15 protein-coding genes and 1 pseudogene are annotated in these 18,621 nt (G+C 72.1%); 6 read left to right on the top strand and 10 right to left on the bottom strand.

Translation table 11 applies throughout. The features are described from left to right. Positions 1-376 precede the first annotated feature (376 nt). Complete coding sequence (locus ACIBEC_RS42445; protein ID WP_360508493.1) at positions 377-1,120, bottom strand: MBL fold metallo-hydrolase; 744 nt, start codon at positions 1,118-1,120, stop codon at positions 377-379. Between the two features lie 1,125 nt (positions 1,121-2,245). Here ACIBEC_RS42445 and tpx point away from each other — a divergent pair. Together tpx and ACIBEC_RS42435 are read left to right on the top strand one after the other, a co-directional pair. Continuing rightward, positions 2,246-2,746 (top strand): thiol peroxidase, encoded by a 501-nt coding sequence (gene tpx / locus ACIBEC_RS42440; RefSeq protein WP_360508496.1) that lies wholly within the window; start codon positions 2,246-2,248, stop codon positions 2,744-2,746. A gap of 887 nt (positions 2,747-3,633) precedes the next feature. Then, the gene (locus ACIBEC_RS42435; protein ID WP_360508499.1) at positions 3,634-4,467 is read left to right on the top strand and encodes an IS5 family transposase; all 834 of its coding nucleotides are present in this window, start codon (positions 3,634-3,636) and stop codon (positions 4,465-4,467) included. Positions 4,468-5,237: 770 nt separating this feature from the next. On the opposite strand, the gene ACIBEC_RS42430 is transcribed toward ACIBEC_RS42435, so the two are convergent. From ACIBEC_RS42430 to ACIBEC_RS42420, 3 genes are read right to left on the bottom strand one after another with little or no spacing between them, the layout of a single operon-like run. Then, positions 5,238-5,960 carry an SDR family NAD(P)-dependent oxidoreductase gene (locus tag ACIBEC_RS42430; protein WP_396290353.1) on the bottom strand — a complete coding sequence of 241 codons (723 nt, stop codon included), beginning with the start codon at positions 5,958-5,960 and terminating at the stop codon, positions 5,238-5,240. 29 nt (positions 5,961-5,989) lie between these two features. Further along, positions 5,990-6,973: a ketoacyl-ACP synthase III gene (locus tag ACIBEC_RS42425; protein ID WP_360508505.1), complete on the bottom strand. Its 984-nt coding sequence runs from the start codon at positions 6,971-6,973 to the stop codon at positions 5,990-5,992. A gap of 34 nt (positions 6,974-7,007) precedes the next feature. Then, entirely contained in the window at positions 7,008-7,268 is a 261-nt protein-coding gene (locus tag ACIBEC_RS42420) for a hypothetical protein (protein ID WP_360508507.1), read from the bottom strand. A gap of 1,595 nt (positions 7,269-8,863) precedes the next feature. Between ACIBEC_RS42420 and ACIBEC_RS42415 the strand changes: the two genes are divergently transcribed. From ACIBEC_RS42415 to ACIBEC_RS42405, 3 genes are all read left to right on the top strand, one after another. Then, entirely contained in the window at positions 8,864-9,757 is an 894-nt protein-coding gene (locus tag ACIBEC_RS42415) for a class I SAM-dependent methyltransferase (RefSeq protein ID WP_360508510.1), read from the top strand. A 57-nt stretch (positions 9,758-9,814) separates the two neighbouring features. Continuing rightward, positions 9,815-11,677, top strand: coding sequence for an NAD(P)/FAD-dependent oxidoreductase (locus ACIBEC_RS42410; RefSeq protein ID WP_360508513.1), 1,863 nt, complete (start codon positions 9,815-9,817; stop codon positions 11,675-11,677). 164 nt (positions 11,678-11,841) lie between these two features. After that, complete coding sequence (locus ACIBEC_RS42405) at positions 11,842-13,176, top strand: M64 family metallopeptidase (RefSeq protein WP_360508516.1); 1,335 nt, start codon at positions 11,842-11,844, stop codon at positions 13,174-13,176. Between the two features lie 96 nt (positions 13,177-13,272). On the opposite strand, the gene ACIBEC_RS42400 is transcribed toward ACIBEC_RS42405, so the two are convergent. Beyond that, on the bottom strand, positions 13,273-13,470 hold the full coding sequence (locus ACIBEC_RS42400; protein ID WP_360508519.1) for a hypothetical protein: 198 nt from the start codon (positions 13,468-13,470) through the stop codon (positions 13,273-13,275). A gap of 100 nt (positions 13,471-13,570) precedes the next feature. Continuing rightward, complete coding sequence (gene zapE / locus ACIBEC_RS42395; RefSeq protein WP_360508522.1) at positions 13,571-14,677, bottom strand: cell division protein ZapE; 1,107 nt, start codon at positions 14,675-14,677, stop codon at positions 13,571-13,573. Between the two features lie 319 nt (positions 14,678-14,996). On the opposite strand from zapE, the gene ACIBEC_RS42390 reads away from it, so the two are divergent. Then, positions 14,997-16,181, top strand: coding sequence for a chitinase (locus ACIBEC_RS42390; protein ID WP_360508525.1), 1,185 nt, complete (start codon positions 14,997-14,999; stop codon positions 16,179-16,181). A 93-nt stretch (positions 16,182-16,274) separates the two neighbouring features. Here the strand turns inward: ACIBEC_RS42390 and ACIBEC_RS42385 are convergent, their stop codons facing one another. The 4 genes and pseudogenes from ACIBEC_RS42385 to ACIBEC_RS42370 form a co-directional block, all read right to left on the bottom strand. Next, positions 16,275-16,640: a hypothetical protein gene (locus ACIBEC_RS42385; RefSeq protein WP_360508528.1), complete on the bottom strand. Its 366-nt coding sequence runs from the start codon at positions 16,638-16,640 to the stop codon at positions 16,275-16,277. Between the two features lie 320 nt (positions 16,641-16,960). Continuing rightward, entirely contained in the window at positions 16,961-17,563 is a 603-nt protein-coding gene (locus ACIBEC_RS42380) for a DUF1772 domain-containing protein (protein WP_396290348.1), read from the bottom strand. 204 nt (positions 17,564-17,767) lie between these two features. Next, on the bottom strand, positions 17,768-18,415 hold the full coding sequence (locus ACIBEC_RS42375) for a hemerythrin domain-containing protein (protein WP_360510339.1): 648 nt from the start codon (positions 18,413-18,415) through the stop codon (positions 17,768-17,770). Positions 18,416-18,498: 83 nt separating this feature from the next. Continuing rightward, a pseudogene (locus ACIBEC_RS42370) lies at positions 18,499-18,621 on the bottom strand (NmrA family transcriptional regulator); the annotation flags it as partial.

Below are 18,621 nucleotides of genomic sequence, written 5' to 3'. Positions count from 1 at the left end.
GACGTGGTGCCCGACGGCCGGGCCTACCCGCCGGCGAGGTCCGCGCGGCGGCGCCCCTTGACGGTCGAGGGCGTCCCGGTAGCGTCCCGGTCGTACGGCATCCTTGATCGCCACGGCTTCCGGGACCGCGGCCTCGGCGGCGTCGCTCACGGTCCGGCTTTCGGCAACCGGGCCGCCCCGCCCCCCGTTCCCGCCGCCTTCGTTCCCGCCGCCTTCGTTCCCGCCGGTGTGCTCTGCCGCGTCGCCATGCCCCACTCCCTCTCCTGCCCCCGGACGGGTCGGTGTGCCATCCGGTTTCCGGCGTGGACGGCGTACGGATCCGGCCGTCCCCGCACGCTGCGAAACCGCCGCCGGTCCCGCGGACGGCCGGGGCCGCTCACAGGGGCAGCTGCAGGTCCTCCTCGGCGGCGGTGACGTCGCCTCCGAAGGCGCGGCGGGCCTCGGCGAGCGCGACGGTGCGGTCGGTACCGGGCCAGAAGTGGGTGAGCAGGAGCCGGGCCGCGCCGGCCCGCTTGGCCCACTGCCCGGCCTGGGCGGCGCTCAGCAGGTACGGGTCGCCGGGGCCGTCACCGCACACGGTGGCACCGGCGACGAACAGGTCGGCGCCGGCGGCCAGGCCGGCCAGGCCCGGGCCGGGACCCGCGTCGCCGCTGTAGGCGAGGGTGAGACCCGGGGCACTCAGGCGCACGCCCGCGTGCGGGACATGGTGAGGCAGCGGCACGGTGTCCAGACGCAGCGGGCCCGCGCGGTGGGAGGCGGTGGCGGTGGCGGGCAGGGGGCGGATGTCGAAGACGTCGTGGAGGTCTTCGGTGGGTTCCATCGCCTGGACGCGGGTGACGACGCCGGGAGTGCAGTACAGGGGCAGGCGGGGCGGGCGGGCAGCGGCGAAGTAGCGGGCCCGGCACAGGGCGCTGAGGTCGGCACAGTGGTCGGGGTGTTCATGGGTGATGACGACGGCGTCGAGGCCGGTGACGCCGGTGTGCTCGAGCAGGCGGGGGAAAGTGGCGTAGCCGAGGTCGAGAACGAGGCGGTAGCCGTCGTACTCGAGGAGGAACCCGCTGGCGGCCCGGCCCGCTTCGGGATAGGCGGCACTGGTCCCCAGGACGGTGAGTCGACGCACCCGGCGATGCTCTCACAGACGGGATGACGCCCTGTCACGGCCCGAACTGCGGGCCCGGACTGCGGGCCCGGACTGCGGGCCCGGACTGCGGGCGTGGACTGCGGGCGTGGACTGCGGGCGTGGACTGCGGGCGTGGGGCCCGGCTGCGGAACCGGGACGGGGAATCTTCTCGGGGGCCGCCGTGGTCCTCGGCAGCGGTAACCGCCGCCGGGCAGAGTACGACCACGCCACCCGTCAGAGCCCCCGATGACCACCCCGGCCCGCGATGCGGCCACGGACACGGGCGGAGCCGTGCCGGGCCCGCGCCCCTCCTCCCCGGACAACCACGCACCACCGCCACCGGCGCCGCACGCCCCCCAGACACCCCCCGCCAGGCCGTCCAGGCCCTCGACACCCTCCTCGACGAGGCCGTCTCCGCCATCCCTTCCCCCGCCGCGCCACCGCGACGCCCGGCCCGCTCCACCGGACACAGCACCACCGCCACCGCCACCGGAAGCGGAAGCGGAAGCGGTGGACACTGCCCCGGCCGCGCCACGGCTACCGGCATCGGCACCGCCGCCGGCACCCGCGCGCGCCACACCACCGCCAGGGTCGGCGAAGCCGAGTACGGCGCCCTACCCGGCACCACCGAACGCGGCCGACGCGCCCACGGCCACACCGTCACCTCCGTCCGCCCCGCCCGGCCCGGCCCGGCCCGCCGTAGTCGCCCGCACCCGGGCCGGCCACCGCCCCGCCCTGCCGTTCGGCGCCGCCGGCAACACCGCCCTTCCAGGCCACCGTCCGCCCCATCCCCGTCATCCGCGGCCGCGACCCCATCCGCACCCCCGCCCCCGCCCCCGAACCCGCCCTCCCCGACGGCAGCCCCGGGATCCTCCCCCGGTACGGCGGCCCCTTCCGGTCCACCTGGCCCCTCCCCCGCCCCGGCGCGCCACCGCCACCGCCACCACACGGACCCCCCGCCCCTGCCCCTGCCCTCGCTTGCGCCCGCCCCTCCTTCCGCCCCTCCTCGGGGCAGGCACGTGGGGGCGGGGGTGTCCAGCCGGTGGTCGCCCGGCGGACGGAACACGGGCGGGCAGTAGGATCGGCGGCGTTGCACACCCGTACACCGCTGGTAGGAGGCTTTTCATGGCTCAGGTCACGCTGAAGGGGAACCCGGTCGAGGTCGGCGGCGCGCTGCCCGCCTCGGGCAGCCAGGCCCCGGCGTTCACGCTGGTCGGCACGGGACTGGCGGACACCTCGCTGAACGACTTCGCGGGCGCCCGCAAGGTCCTCAACATCTTCCCCAGCATCGACACCCCCACCTGCGCGACGTCGGTGCGCACCTTCAACGCCCAGGCCGGCGCGCTGGACAACACCGTCGTCCTCTGCATCTCCGCCGACCTGCCCTTCGCGCAGGCCCGGTTCTGCGGCGCCGAGGGCCTGGACAACGTCAAGACCCTCTCCACCCTGCGCGGACGCGACTTCCACGACGCCTACGGCGTGGCCATCAACTCCGGGCCGCTGGCCGGCCTGACCGCCCGCGCCGTGGTCGTCCTGGACGAGAACGACACCGTCCTGCACACCGAACTCGTCGCCGAGATCGCCGACGAGCCGAACTACGAGGCCGCCCTCGCCGCCCTCAACTGACCCACCCCACGCGCCCCGGCGCGCGTGCACGCGGCGGCCCGCGTCCCCACCCCACCCGCTACGGCGGGCAGGAAAAAAGGGGGGGATACGGGCCGCCGCCCCCGTTCCCCCACTTCCCCCCTCCGCCCCTCCCCTCTCAGCCCCTCCCCCCTCCGCCCCTCCCCCGCATCCGCCCGCCCCTTTCTCGCGCGGGCAGCCGGCCCGGCCAAGAACCCGCCCGGGCCGAAACCCCGCCCACCCCGCGTCCCCCGCCACCATGCCCACCGCCACCGCGCCCGCGCACATACCCCCGCACCAGGTCCGCGACGAGGAACCCGCCACGGTCCCGGGAACAGCCGAGCGGCCCCGAGACGCAGAAGAAGACCACCGCGACCCGGGACCACCACGACCAGCACCCCGCATCCGGCCGGCACCGGGCCGGAGCACGCGGACACGGACCTGACGGATGCACACCCCTTCGGCCGACAGCGACGACCACCGCCCGCACCGCCGCCCACGGCCCGGCCCCCGGACACGAAGCCACCCACACCCCCACCCGCCCCTGTCGGAGCCGGGACGCGGCCACCACCACCCCGGCCCCGCTCCCGGAGAACACCCCGGCCCCCGCACACCCGCACCACCGCCGACAGCACCGCCTCCCCCGGGTCGCGCCCGGAGGGCGGGCACGCCCCGCCCCAAGCCCGGGCACCGCCCCCGCCCGAACCCCGGCACCCGCACCGCCCGGGGCACGCCCCCGGCCCCGGCCGGAACGGGCCCGGCCGGAACGGGCCCGGCCGGTACGGGCCCGCAGGACCGGGAGACGGATGCCCCACCCGGCGGGCACGCCGCCCGCCCCGGCCTCGCCTGTCGGAGAGTGTCTCGTTCGGGGACCAGTCGTTCCGTAGCGCGTGGACACAGGTGAACGGTCGGTCCCGGACGAGCTGTGGGACCTGTTCCAGCGCGTCGTGCCCGAGCCTGCGGTACGGCCACAGGGCGGGCGCCGACGGCGGGCCGGCGACCGCCAGGTGCCGGCCGCAATCGTGTTCGTGACCAGCACCGGGGGCAGCCGGCGCCGGCTCCCGCCCGTGTCCGGAGCGCCCTGGCAGAGCGCCCACCGGCGCTTCACCGCATGGACCGCCGCACGCGTGTGGGCCAAGCTCTACCACGTCGTCCCGGACGAACTCGGGGCCGGCGGAGAACTCGACCGGTCGCGGGCGGCGATCGATCCAGCGAGCATCCACGCTCTCACCAAGGGGCCACCGACCGGACCGAATCCGACCGACCACGGCGAGAAGGAATCAAAGATCCACCTGATCTACGACCGCAACGCCACCCCGCTCGCGGTCGGCCCCTGCGGAGCGAACCTCCACGACGGCCAGGCCCTCGAACCGCTCCTGGCCCCGATCCCGCCCACCCGCTCCCGACGCGGGCCACGTCGCCGACGGCCCGCCAAGCCGCACGCGGACACAGCCCACGACCGCCCCTTCACCCGGCGTCTCCTGCGCGAGCACGGCATCACCGCCCGCATCGCCCGGCCGGGCGTGGACTCAAGCCAGCACCCGGGGACACCACCGCCGGGTCGCCGAACACACGATCACGTGGCCGGGCGCCTCCCGCCGGCTCAACCGGCGCCACGAGCACTACGAGCGCAGAGCCTGACGGCTCAGCTGCCGGGCATCCGGGCGGCCAGGAGCGCGAGGAACCCGTCCAGCAGCGACCGGTCGGCGCCCGGCACCACGTAATGGCGAAAGACACCGCCCTCGGCAACCACCCTCGAGCACGCCCAGTCGAGCAACTCGAACCTGGCACGCAGGTAACCGCCTCCTGAAGCGACAACCTCGGCGCCCTCGGGTGACACCACGACACGATGGGTGGCGCCACATCCACACTCGTCGCACACCAGCGGGACCCCGCCCATTCCCGCGAGGCGTCACAGGCGCCGGGCAGGCGAGTTCACGACCGGGACACACCGCCACACTCAGACGACCCGACACCCGCACAACCTACGGTCTCAACCCCCAGACGGGACACTCCTCCAGAGCCGGGGCATGGCCACCACCCCGGCCCTGGCCCCCGCACCCGCCCGCCTACCGCCTACCGCCTACCGCCTACCGCCTACCGCCTCGGGCTCGTCTCCGACCCCCGGCCAGAACCCGCCCGAACCCGCCCGACCCCCCGGAGCCCGTACCACCGCAGGCCCCCGGCCGGTACGAGCCAGGAGCAGGGACGGGCATACCGGCTCCGGCCCGGCCTCCTCCTGTCCCGCGCCCGTCCTGTCCCGCGCCCGGACACCGGCCCCCGGTACCCGTACCGGCGGGCAACGAGTGCGCCCCGCCCCCGAACGGTAAGAGCCGGGGACGGGGACGGGGACGGGGGCGGAGCGGGACCCGGGGACAGGGGCGGCGGGCCCCGGCCACCGGCCCCCCGAAGCCCGAACCGCCCGACGACGGGTGCGCCCCCGCCCCCGGACGGCAGGAACCGGGGACGGGGACAGGGCCGGGCCGGGGGCGGGTCAGGTGATGGAAGCGCCGGAGTCGATGCTGATGACCTGGCCGGTCATGCAGTCCTGGTCGAGGAACAGGGTGATCGAGCGGGCGACCTCACCCGGGGTGACGAAACGCGGCACGGGGACCTTGTCACGCATGCCGGCGACGACGTGCTCGGGCAGCGTGTCCGTCATACCGGTGATCATGAAGCCGGGTGACAGGGCATTGACGGTCACCCCCCGACGCCCGCACTCCGCCGCCAGAGTACGGGTCAGACCGATCAGCCCCGCCTTGGACGCCGAGTAGGCGGTCTGCCCGGCCGTCGCGATCAGCGCGGACGGAGACACGATGTTGACGATGCGTCCCCAACGCGCGCGCAGCATCGCCGGCACACACACCCGCGCCGTGTGGAAGGAACCGACGAGATTGGTGTCGATCACCTGCCGCCACTGCGCCGGGTCCTGCATGGCCATCAGCGCGTCCTTGCGGACCGCGCCGTTGTTGACGAGCACCTCCACCGGCCCCAGCGCCTCCCGGACCCGCTCGTACATGGCACCGACCTGCTCGAAGTCCGCGACGTCACCGGTGACCATGACATGGTCGTTGGACAACCGCGCGCAGGTCTTCTCCGCCCCCGCACGGGAACTGTTGTAGTGGACCGCGACACGGCACCCGGCCGCGTCCAGCGCCACCGCCAGCTCACTGCCCAACCCGCCGGACGCACCGGTGACCAACGCCACCGGCGCCACCGGACGCACCCCGAAAGCCTCCCTGCCGCTCACCGGACGCCTCCCCAGGTCATCAGGACCGAGCCCCACGTCATCCCCGCGCCGAAACCGGCCAGCAACACCGTGTCACCGTCCTTGATCCGCCCCGCGTCCAGCGCCTCCGCCAACGCGATCGGGATCGACCCCGAAGCCGTGTTGCCGTACCGCTCGAGATTGGTGACCAGACGATCGGCGGGAATCCCGGTATGGGCGAGCACCGAGTTGATGATGCGGATGTTCGCCTGATGCGGAACCACATGGTCCACATCCCCCGCGCCGGCCTTCGCCTGTTCCAGGGTCTCGCGGATCGTACGGACCGTGTAGCGCACGGCATTGAGATAGATCTCATTGCCGTTGATCTGCGCGTAGTGCAGACCCTGCGCCACGGTGTCCGCGGTGGTGGGCATCCGCGAACCACCCGCCAGGACCTTCAGACTGTCCTTGCACGAGCCGTCCGCACCCAGGTTCCACGCCCGGATCCGCTCCACCGGACCCGGAACCAGGACCACCGCGCCCGCACCGTCACCCACCAGGATCGACAGGTCCCGATCCGCGGGATTCGCCGTCAACGTGTGCGTGTCCGAACCGATCACCAGGACCGGCCGCGGATCCATACGCATCAGACCCACCGCCGTGACCAGCGCATACACGAAACCCGCACACTCCGAGTTCACATCATGCGCACTGCCCGCGATCCCCAACTCGTCATGCACGAACGCCGACGTCGCCGGCGAAGGCTGTTCCGGAGTAGCCGTCGCCACGATCAGATGCGCGATATCCGCACCCGTCAGACCCGCCCGCTCCAACGCCCGGCGCCCCGCCTCCACCGCCATCGACGCCGTGCTCTGCCCCGGCCCCACCGCCCGCCGCTCCCGGATCCCGCACCGCGACACGATCCAGTGCTCGTCCACACCGAAACGCTCCGCGAGCTCCGCACTGGTCACCACCCGCTCGGGCACCGACATCCCCCAGCCGGTGACGTCGAAACCACTCATCACCCCGCCCCTCTCCTCCCCACCCCCCGCGGCCTCAACGACCCTCACCCGGCACAAGCGCCAGGATCCGCTCGTGAACCACCCGCAACGTCGTCGAGTCGTCGATGTCCGCGAACAACGACTCATCCGCCGGAATGTGCGGGTACTGGTTCTGGAACCCGTACAGCCACTCCATCAAATCCAGCGAGTCCACGTCCGCGATGTGCTGCAACGCCGCGTCCGCGTCGATCTCCTGCGCACCGGACACCGCCTGCAACTGCTGGGCCAGGTCCTCGATGGTCGGGATCTGCGACATGAGTGATCGTTTCCTCTCCTCGCCCGCCCCCCACAACAGGGAAACGGACAGCTGTCAACGCGTCGAATAGGGAACAAACAAGGAAGCCGACCCACCAGGCCCGCCACCCGAACAAGACACGAAAGAGACCAACACAACACCCCCCAGACCACCCACCAGACCACCCACCGGTCCGCCCGCCACGTCCCGCCCTCACACACCACGCGCCCGACACAGGCACCACAAGGACCAGACACAACAGAACAAACAGACCAAACAGACCGGATAGACCGGATAGACCGGACGGCCGGACGGCCGGACGGCCGGAAGGACCGGACGGCCGGAAGGACCAGCGGACCGCCCCCACAACAGAAGGAACGGCACAGGCCCGAACACGCACCACCCCGCCCGCCGAAACCAGATGAGACGAGACGAAAGGGAAGCAACCCGGCCACGAAGACCGCGTGCCTTGTCGAAACCGCATGAAACCCCCACCCACGCAAACGCCCCGCAACCCCCCACCCCCACCCCCCTTGCGCACCACTTGCGAGACACACGCTTACCTGACCCCACAACACACCGCACCCGCACGCCCACCGGCACACCACCAACCAGCACCAACCCGACCACCACGAACAACCAACCCGGCCACCAGCACCACCAGCCGGCCGGAACGACCAGCACAACCCGCCACCAGCACCAGCCGCCCGGGCCGACAGGCCCGCCGGCAGGCAGGCAGGCAGGCACACCGCACGGACCGCACCCAACGGCCCGCCACCAACCCACCAGCCCACCGGCACCACCCGGTACGCGCACCGGACCGGCAGTGGCCGCGGAAAGCACCAACAACCCACACAGGCAGGCCGGTTCAACGCGGCACGACCGCAACCACGCGCCACCCGGCACCACCGGGCAGCGCGCCGGACCCGCCGGCCACACGTGAAGCAACAGCGACACGCACTGGCAGGCCGGCTCGGCAGAGCACAGCCACGTACAGCCCACCCGGCACCACCGGGCAGCGCGCCGGACCCGCCGGCCACACGTGAAGCAACAGCGACACGCACAAGCAGGCCGGCTCGGCAGAGCACAGCCACGCACACCCCACCCGGCACCACCCGGCAAGCGCGCCGGACCGGCAAGCCACGCGGAAAGCACCAACAACCCACACGGGCAGGCCGGTTCAGCACGGCACGACCGCAACCACGCGCCACCCGGCACCACCGGGCAGCGCGCCGGACCGGCCGGCCACACGTGAAGCAACAGCGACACGCACAAGCAGGCCGGCTCGGCAGAGCACAGCCACGCACACCCCACCCGGCACCACCGGGCAGCGCGCCGGACCGGCAGGCCACGCGGAAAGCACCAACAACCCACACAAGCAAGCCCGTTCAACGCGGCACGACCGCAACCACGCGCCACCCGGCACCACCGGGCAAGCGCGCAGGACCCGCCGGCCACACGGAAAGCACCAACACCCCGCACTGGCAGACCGGTTCAGCACACACGGCCACGCACACGCCGCCTTGTGCGGGCGGCGCCTACGGCCCGCACGGCGCCGCCGGCGCCCGGACCCGCATTCCCCTGTATCCGCCACCACCACTCGAGGGGCCCATCCCATGACCACCGTCGAAGCCCGCTCCATCAACCCCGACGTCGAGGCCATCCGCCACCACTACGAAGTCCCCAACGAGCTGTACCGGCTCATCCTGGGCCCGACCATGATGTACTCCGGCGGCTACTGGGAAGACGGCGAAGACCTCGTCGCCGTCCTGGACGAAGCCCAGGAACGCAAGCTCGACGCCTTCACCGACCTCGCCCGCGCCGCCCACAGCACCAAGGTCCTCGACATCGGCTGCGGCTGGGGCACCATGCTCAACCGCCTCACCACCGTCCACGGCGTCCACCGCGCCGTAGGCGTCACCCTCTCCCGCACCCAGGCCGACTTCGTCCACGCCCTGGGCAACCCCGCCATCGAAGCCCGCGTGGAAAGCTGGGAAGACCACCGCCTCACCCCAGGCGAGGAAGCCTACGACGCCGCGTTCTGCATCAACGCCCTCGAACACTTCGTGCTCTCCTCCCTCACCCCCAAGGAACGCACCCAGCGCTACCGCGTCTTCTTCAAGCAGGTCCACTCCCTCCTCAAGCCCGGCGCCCGCTTCGTCCTGCACACCATGACCGTCGAGAACCCGCCCCTGCGCCGCCAGCTCCTCGACGACCTCAAATTCCTCCAGCGCGAAGAATTCGAAGGCTGCCACATCCCCCGCCTGCCCGAACTCGCCTCCGGCCTCGACGGCCTCTTCGAAGTCACCGAGATCCGCAACGAACCCGAATCCTTCGCCCGCGCCTGCCGCGCCTGGCTCCAACTCCTCGCCGCCCGCCGCGACGAAGCCGTCACCATGACCGACGAAACCACCGTCGCCCGCTTCGAACGCTACCTCGACATCTTCGCCTACACCCTCGAAGACCACATCTTCAACAACTTCCGCGTCACCCTCACCCGCCGCCCCTGACCCACCCAGGCCACCCAGAACCAACCACCGGCCACCCCAGAACAGGACACCCACACCATGACCACCACCCCCGACCGCACCACCCCCACCACACCCCACACCCACACCACGGCCCCCACCGCCCCCGCGGCGGGGGCCACCCCCCACCCCCACACCACCACACCCACCACCGCCGGCACAGCCACCACAGCCCCGGGCGCCACCGCCGCCCGCACGACCACCACCACAGCCCCGGCCACCACAGCCGCCACCACTACCACAGCCCCGGCCACCACAGCCGCCACCACCACGGCCCCGGCCCCGGCCGCCACCGTCACCGCCGCCGGCGCGGCCACCACCACCCCCGCACACACCCCCGCCGACGCCCCCACGCCCGCCACCACCACCCACACCACCGACGGCCCCGCCGTACGCCACCTCAAAGTCGCCGTCATCGGCGCCGGCATCTCCGGCCTCGGCACCGCCATCGGCCTCCTACGCGCCGGCGAAAACGACTTCCTCGTCTTCGAACGCGCCGACGACCTCGGCGGCACCTGGCGCGACAACACCTACCCCGGCTGCGCCTGCGACGTCCAAGCCCACCTCTACTCCTACTCCTTCGCCCGCAACCCCGAATGGAAATCCACCTTCGCCACCCAAGCCGAAGTCCACGCCTACCTCAAAGACTGCGCCCACCGCTACGGCGTCCAACCCCACCTACGCTACGGCCACGAACTCCTCGAAGCCCGCTGGAACGACACCCACCACCACTGGAACCTCCACACCACCCACGGCCACTACACCGCCCAAATCCTCGTCACCGGCACCGGCTACCTCTCCGACCCCGCCCTGCCCGACATCCCCGGCCTCGACACCTTCACCGGCACCGTCTTCCACTCCTCCCAATGGCGCCACGACCACGACCTCACCGGCCGCAACATCGCCGTCATCGGCACCGGCGCCTCCGCCATCCAATTCGTCCCCGAAATCCAACCCCACGTCGCCCGCCTCGACCTCTACCAACGCACACCCCCCTGGATCGCCGCCAAACCCGACAAACCCAACACCCCCCGCCACACCTGGATGCTCCGCCACCTCCCCGGCTACCAACACTTCCGCCGCACCTTCAACAAAAACGGCCGCGAAATCATCGCCTTCTTCATGTCCCGCCCCTCCCGCACCACCGGCATGAAAAACATGGCCGCCGGCCACCTCAAAAAATCCGTCCCCGACCCCACCCTCCGCAAACGCCTCACCCCCGACTACACCGTCGGCTGCAAACGCCTCCTCTTCTCCAACACCTGGTACCCCGCCATCCAACAACCCAACGTCAACATCATCTCCGACACCATCACCCACATCGGCCCCACCCACATCACCACCACCAACGGAACCCAACGCCACATCGACACCATCATCCTCGCCACCGGCTTCACCGCCACCAACCGCCCCATCGCCCACCGCATCCACGGCCGCAACGGCACCACCCTCGCCCACACCTGGAACACCCACGGCATGACCGCCCACCGCGGCACCACCATCCACGGCTACCCCAACCTCTTCATGATCCTCGGCCCCAACACCACCCTCGGCCACTCCTCCCAAACCGTCATCATCGAAGCCCAAATCACCTACATCCTCAACGCCCTCAAAACCCTCAACACCCACCACCTCACCACCCTCGAACCCCACCAACAAGCCCAAACCACCTACAACCACACCCTCCAAACCCGCCTCAAAAACACCGTCTGGAACACCGGCGGCTGCCACAGCTGGTACACCGACACCCACCACAACAACCCCTCCATCTGGCCCACCTACACCTGGCGCTTCACCCACCAAACCCGCCACCTCGACCTCACCAACTACCAAACCACCACCCACACCAACCACACCACCACACCCAAACCCACCAAACCCCACACCCCCAACAACACCTGACACCCAGCCACAGCGCGGTGCTCCCGGCTCATCGCGTGGCGCGTCTCGGCTGTCGCCCGGTTCCAGTGAATCGAGTAAAGCCCGGCGGGGCACCGCATGATTGTCAGGTCCCCGACATGGGAAGGAGGCAGGCCACAGACCGCTCACCGGGGAGGACAACACCCGTGCACCGCATCGCCGCCAGAACCACCACCGCCCTGCTCGCCGCCGCCCTCGCATCAGCACTCCTCGGCTCCGCTCCCGCCTGGAGCGCGCCCGCCGACAACGCGCCGACCAGCGGCGGGCCGGCCTCCGCAGCACCCACCCGTCAGGTGGAGGCCTTCGCCGAGGACGGCAGCATCGCCCGTGTCCAGGCCCCGGCCGCGTCTCCCTTCGTCGCCGCTCCGGCCCAGGGCGCGGCTGCGGTGCGGGGCGACGGCGATGTGACGCCGCTGGTCAGCAGTGGCGACCCGGCGACCAAGCTGGACGTGGTGGTGATCGGCGACGGCTACGCCGCGCAGGAGCAGCAGAAGTTCCTCACGGACGCGGCCGAGAAGTGGCGCGAGGTGACCGCCGTCGAGCCGTACGCCACCTACCGCGGGCTGTTCAACGTCTGGGCGGTGTCGGCGGTTTCGCCGGAGTCGGGGGTGACCGGGGATCCGGACCAGGCGACGGTGCGGCACACCGCGCTGGGCTCGTACTTCTGGTGCGACGGCGTGGAGCGGCTGCTCTGCGTCGATGAGAAGGCGGTCGAGCGGTACGCGGCGAAGGCCCCGCAGGCGGACCTGGTGCTGGTGGTGGCCAACAGCGCCAAGTACGGCGGCGCCGGCTACAACGACGTCAAGTCGTCGCTCGGCTACGAGGGCATCGCCACGGTGGCGGGCGGGAACGCCAAGTCCGGGCAGATCGCGGTGCACGAGACCGGGCACTCGCTGGGCAAGCTCGCCGACGAGTACGCGTACGACGGCCAGGGCACGTACCAGGGCGACGAGCCGGCCCAGGCCAACATCAGCACGCTGACGGCCGATCGGATGCAGCAGCAGGGCACCAAGTGGTCCCGCTGGCTCGGGCAGGCCTCCCCGGACGGCGGGACGGTCGGCGCGTACGAGGGCGGCGGCTACTACCCGGCCGGGCTGTACCGGCCGACCGATAACTCGATCATGCGCTCCCTCGGGCGGGAGTTCAACCTGCCCGGGCGCGAGGCGATGATCGCCGGCTTCTACCGGCACGCCACCCCGCTCACCAGTCCCACCGCCACCGGCAGTTGGCTCACGGCGGCCGACCGCCTGAGCGTCGGCCTGCCGGTGCCCGGCACCCGGCTGCGCTGGTTCCTGGACGGGCGCGAGCTGCCCCGGCTCACCGGCCGCACCGCGCTGGACCTCGCCGAGCTCAAGCTGACCGGGCCCCGCACCCGGCCGCACCTCCTCACCGCCGTCGCGACCGACCCCACCCCGGCCGTGGTGGACCCGGCGCTGCGCGCGAACCTGACCGCGAGCCTGTCCTGGCTGGTGACACGCTAGGCCGCATCTTGCTGATCATCTGATCGCTGGTGTGGTGTGCCGTTTGACTGACGCATCGTGGGCGCGGCCAGAGCCGTTGGTGCACATCGCAGGCATCTACCTCTGGGCCGCCCCCTGATCCAAAGGAGGACCCTGGCGCAGTGGGACGGCGTAGACGGGCTCCTGGCCGAAGGCCGTGAAGCCCGTCTTCCACAGGATCGGGCCGGACGTGGCCACGTTGGCCTTGAGCAGGGCCATCGTCGCCCCGTGCGTCACCCCGTAGGGCAGCCGGGCGTCGAGCACCCCCCGGTGCACTCCCCGGCCCTGCCAAGGCAGGGGGACGGCCGCTGCACTGTGTTGGCGACCGTGTTGGGAACGGAGCCGGTGTCTGCGGCCCCGGAGCCCGGCCCCGTCGTCAGGCAGACCTGAGCAGGGCGAGGCGGCTCGCGGTCCGGTCCAGGTCGCGGAACAGGTTCTCGTCGGGGGTCGGGTCGCCGATCGGGTCGGCACCGATCAGCACCAGCCGGACGTCCCGGTCGCAGCAGATGTCGACCAGGTCGGCGAAGCGCCGTCGCCCGTCCGGGGTCGTGTCGGCCAGCGGCGGTACGCCGGTGAGCACCAGGGTGGCGAAGCGTTCGGTGAGCGCCAGCTGGTCGGCGGCCGAGGTCAGCCCCTCGCACAGCTCGGTGAAGCCGAACCACGCCTCGCCGTCGCGGACCGCCGACGCCGGCAGCGGGCGGCCGTGCACGACTATCTCGGCCGCCTCGCCCGCGGTCGGCGGGGTGAGGCCGAGCGCGTGCAGGCCGCTCGTGTCCCCGGTCCGCAGCCGCGCGCCCTGCGTGAAGCGTTGCGGACCGCCGTCCACCGGCTGCCGCTCCGACTCCGGATCCCGCTCCCGGCGGAAGTCCACCGGGCCCGCGATCTCCACCACGTCCATCCGCTCCTCGATCAGCCGGATCGTCGGCTCGAACAGGTGGTGGTAGAGCGGGTTCGGCATCAGCCCGGCGGGCGGGTAGTTGGAGGTGGTGACCAGGGTGATCCGCCGGTCCAGCAGGTTCCGGAAGAGTCGGGCGACCAGCATCGCGTCCCCGGCGTCGTGGGCGTGGAACTCGTCGAAGACCAGTACCCGGCAGTGGTCGAGCAGTTCGTCCACGGCCCGGTCGACCGCTGCCACCCGCTCGCCGGCGGAGTCCCGGTGCGGGTCGGCGGTGTGCAGGGCGACGCCCTCGTGCAGGCGGCGGAAGAAGTCGTGGAAGTGCAGCCGCCGCTTGTGCGAGGTGGCCAGCCCGTCCAGGAAGGTGTCCACGAGCCAGCTCTTGCCCCGGCCCACCGGGCCCCACAGGTAGACGTGGCGCGGAGGGCGGCGGTGGAGCAGCCCGGTGCGGGCGAGTTCCCCGGCGAGCCGCGACAACCGCTCGACGGCGGGCCGCTGTGCCGGGTCCACGGCGAAACCGCGCTGCTCGGCGGCTCGCGGGAAGTGTGCCAGCATCGCCTCGTACTGCTTCGTCGCCCTGTCCGTCACGTCCGCCGACCCTAACAGGGGGTCAGGATCCGGTGGTCCCCGGGCCTGCCGACGGAGGCCGGGCCGGCCATCAGGAGGGCAAGTGGTCCAGACCTATTGACGGCCCATCGGCACGCTCCTACGATTCCCAGCGGCTGCACCACACCCCCTGCCGGGTGACGACGTGTGTGTCACGGCTGCGCCACCCGGGCCGTCGACACGCGCCGCGGCCGGGCTTCCCGCCGACCGACCACCCCCACGTCACCTCGCCATGGCCACCCCCACGCCGCCCCACCTCCACGGGGCGTGTCAGCCATGGCCGGAAGGGAGCTAGACCGTCATGGCCCACCGTACGTTCCGCCCTGCCCTGCGCCGGGCAGGCCACCGCACCCACCACACCCGCCGGAGCGCGCGCCTGCTCGGCGCCCTGGCGCTCGCTATCGCCGCGATCGCCCCCACCACCGCCACGGCCTCCGCCGCCACCACCGCGCCCGCCACGGCCATCGCCCGCCCCACATCCACCACGCCCCCCACACCCACCGCCGCCGCCGCAGCCACCGGCTGCGGACAGCAGCAGCGCCCGGCCCGCAAGGTGCTGCAGGGCTACTGGGAGAACTGGGACGGCGCCGCCAACGGCGTGCACCCGCCGCTGGGCTGGATCCCGTTGACCGACCAGCGGATCACCGGCCACGGCTACAACGTGGTCACCACCGCCTTCCCCGTCATCCTCTCCGACGGCACCGCGCTCTGGCAGAACGGCATGGACACCGGCGTCAAGGTCCCCACCCCGGACGAGGTCTGTGCCGCCAAGGCGAGCGGCCTGACCGTCCTGATGTCCATCGGCGGCGCGGCGGCCGGCATCGACCTGTCCGACAGCGCCGTCGCCGACCGCTTCGTCTCCACCATCGTGCCGATCCTGCAGGCCAACCACTTCGACGGCATCGACATCGACATCGAGACCGGCCTGGTCGGCAGCGGCAGCATCACCTCGCTGTCGCCCTCCCAGGCCAACCTGATCCGCATCATCGACGGCGTCCTCGCCGCCATGCCGCCCGGCTTCGGCCTCACCATGGCTCCAGAAACCGCCTACGTCACCGGCGCGAGCATCGTCTACGGCTCGATCTGGGGCGCCTACCTGCCGGTCATCAAGAAGTACCTGGACAACGGGCGGCTCTGGTGGCTGAACATGCAGTACTACAACGGCAGCATGTACGGCTGCTCCGGTGACTCCTACTCGGCCGGCACCGTCCAGGGCTTCACGGCCCAGACCACCTGCCTGAACAACGGCCTGACCGTCCAGGGCACCACGATCCGCGTCCCGTACGACAAGCAGGTCCCCGGTCTGCCCGCGCAGCCGGGCGCGGGCGGCGGCTACCTGAGCACCGGGCAGGTCGCCCAGGCTTGGAACTCCTACGGCAGCGGGGCGTTCAGCAGCCTCAAGGGGCTGATGACCTGGTCCGTCAACTGGGACGGTTCGAAGAACTGGGCCTTCGGCAACAATGTCCTTTCCCTTCAGGGGCGTTGACGTACCGACAGGAACGGTAACGGCGCCGACACGGCCGGGCCCGGCAGCGCACCGCTGCCGGGCCCGGCCGTTCCCGCGGGCGCCTCTCCCCCGTCAGCCCGGGCGGCGCTGCCGTGGCACCTCCGGCGGGCGGCGCCGCAGCGGCGCCAACTCGCGTTCCAGAGTGCGGACGTCCAGCGCGATCCGGGCCGCGATCTCGCGCGGGCCGGTGCCGGCGGGCAGCCGGCGCGACCAGGAGCGGGGCTTGGCCGGGCCGTCCTGGACCATGTGGAAGTTGAGCCTGACCACGTCGGCGATGTCGACCAGGCTCACCAGGATCCGGGTGTCGGCGAGGTCGATGCTCACCTCGTTGCCGATACACGAGCACGCCACCAGGCCCTCGATGTCCTCTTCGGCCAGGTACCTGGCCAGGGGTACCGCCCTCCCCCGGACCAGAAACGGACGATCTGCCGGACTCACCGGCCCCGCCTCCTCCCCAGCACGCGTACGGTGCCGCGGCCGCGGCGCAAGCGCGCCGCAACAGACCGGGCCCGCCCATGCTCCACCACATCCGGGTCCTGCGCCAACTCGATGTCTCTCCAAGTGATTTGGGCGAAGTCACCGACCCGGCGCACCGGCGCACGCTCCGGCGCACCCGGCCACGTGGCGCAGTTCGACCCGGCCTCGTCCGGTCCGGTTCAGTCCGCACCGGACCGGGCGGGTCCGGTCCGGACCGGGGAGAACGCGCAGGCGCCCGTCCGCAGGTGGCGGACGGGCACCCGAGGCGGTGCGGACGGGCCTCAGCGGCCGGCGCGTCCGAACCGGCCGTGCAGCACCAGGGAGCGGGTCAGCGCGAGCACGCCGCCCGTGCACAGCGCCGTACGAAGCATGTTGACCGGCACCCAGGTGTCGGCGAACTTGGCCCGCACGGCCGCGAGGTCCTGGATCTGGGACGGGTCACCGGCCGCCGCCAGCTGGTTGTTGAGCGGGATGTTGACGCCCATCGTCACCAGCAGCGCCACCACGTACAGCACCGTCGCCGCCGCCGCCCACAGCGCCGCCTGCCGACGACCCGCCTTGTGCTGCAGCCACGCCGCCAGACCCGTCGCCGCGAACGCCCCGACGAACACCAGGCCGAACATGCCGTTCTCGATGGACTTGTTGATGTGCTGCATCGCCGTCACGTACGTCCGGTCATCACTCGCCGCCAAACCGGGCATCACCGACACGTCGAAGGCGAAGAACAGCCCCGCCATCAACCCCATCGCGACGGTGGCACCCACCAACAGCGGCCCGGTCGCCTTGCTCTGCCCGACGGCGTGCGCCGAACTCCCCATCCCCACACCTCCGATGGCCGACGGCGCGGAGTACGACAGCGGAACCGCGGTCTGATCCGAACGCATCTCAGGACCCCTTCACTCTCCCGGCCCGCGGGCTGCGGTGCCGACGAACGTGGTACACACGACACCGCCCACGGTGCGGTGCGTCGCGCAACGGAAGCGCGACTACCGGAACTGCGGCCCGCCGGAGGGCACTTGCGGCCTCTTGCGGTGCCTGGCGGCGCCTGGCACCGCCGGGTACTGCCCGGCAGTACCCGGCACCGCCACTCAGAGCACCGGTGCCAGGCTGCGCCGGTACCGCCGTTCCAGCACCGTCCGCCCGATCAGCCGCACCGGGGCCGGGATGGTGGCCGACACCGCCCGGACGGCGGCCGCGTCCGCGCCGTCGAACATCCAGGGCTGCAGGTAGGTCATCACCCGGGTCGGCGCGCTCTGGATGATCCGGCGCTCGACCCGCAGGTACTCGTCGACCGGCAGGCCGGCCAGCGCCGGGAACACCACCGGTTCCTCATGTCCGAGGTGATCGCGCACCAGGGCCTCGAACGCCTGTGCGGCCTCCGGCAGTTCGGTGCGCAGGCCGGAGCCGAGCACCCCTGCCACCCGTCGCATCGACCGGTCCAGCGCCTCGTGGTCCTCCTCCAGGACCCCGCCGCCGTCGAAGCCGGCCATCCGGCCACGCAGGTACGGCCAGAGGGTCTCGTCCTCGCTGTGGTGGTGCCAGTCGATCACCGCGCGCAGCCGCCCGAACCACTCCGCCAGCTCCGCCGTGGATCCCGACGAGCCGCGTGCGGCAGCGGCGCTCAGCCGTGCCGCGTCGCGGCGCATCGCCACGTGCATCAGGCCGAAGCCCTTGATGTGGCCGGGCAGTGTGCCGATGCCCTGCTCGCTCGACCAGACCGTTGTGCCGTCCGACATGACCAGACCTCCAGAGTCCGTTCAGCTTCCCTTCCAACACCCGTCCGGGGGAGGCCGGTTGGGGCCACCAGGGACGAGCCGGCTCATACGTTCCACACGCCCGAGGCGGCAGCCTCACGGGCGTAGTCCGCGAAGTCCCGCGGCTCACGACCCAACGCCCGCCGCACCCCGTCACCCAACGACGCGTTGCGACCATCCAGGATCAC

The organism is Kitasatospora sp. NPDC051164 (assembly GCF_044455625.1).
Lineage (GTDB): Bacteria > Actinomycetota > Actinomycetes > Streptomycetales > Streptomycetaceae > Kitasatospora.
The sequence above is the reverse complement of the archived record's forward strand: the minus strand, read 5'-3'. Positions and strand labels throughout refer to the sequence as shown.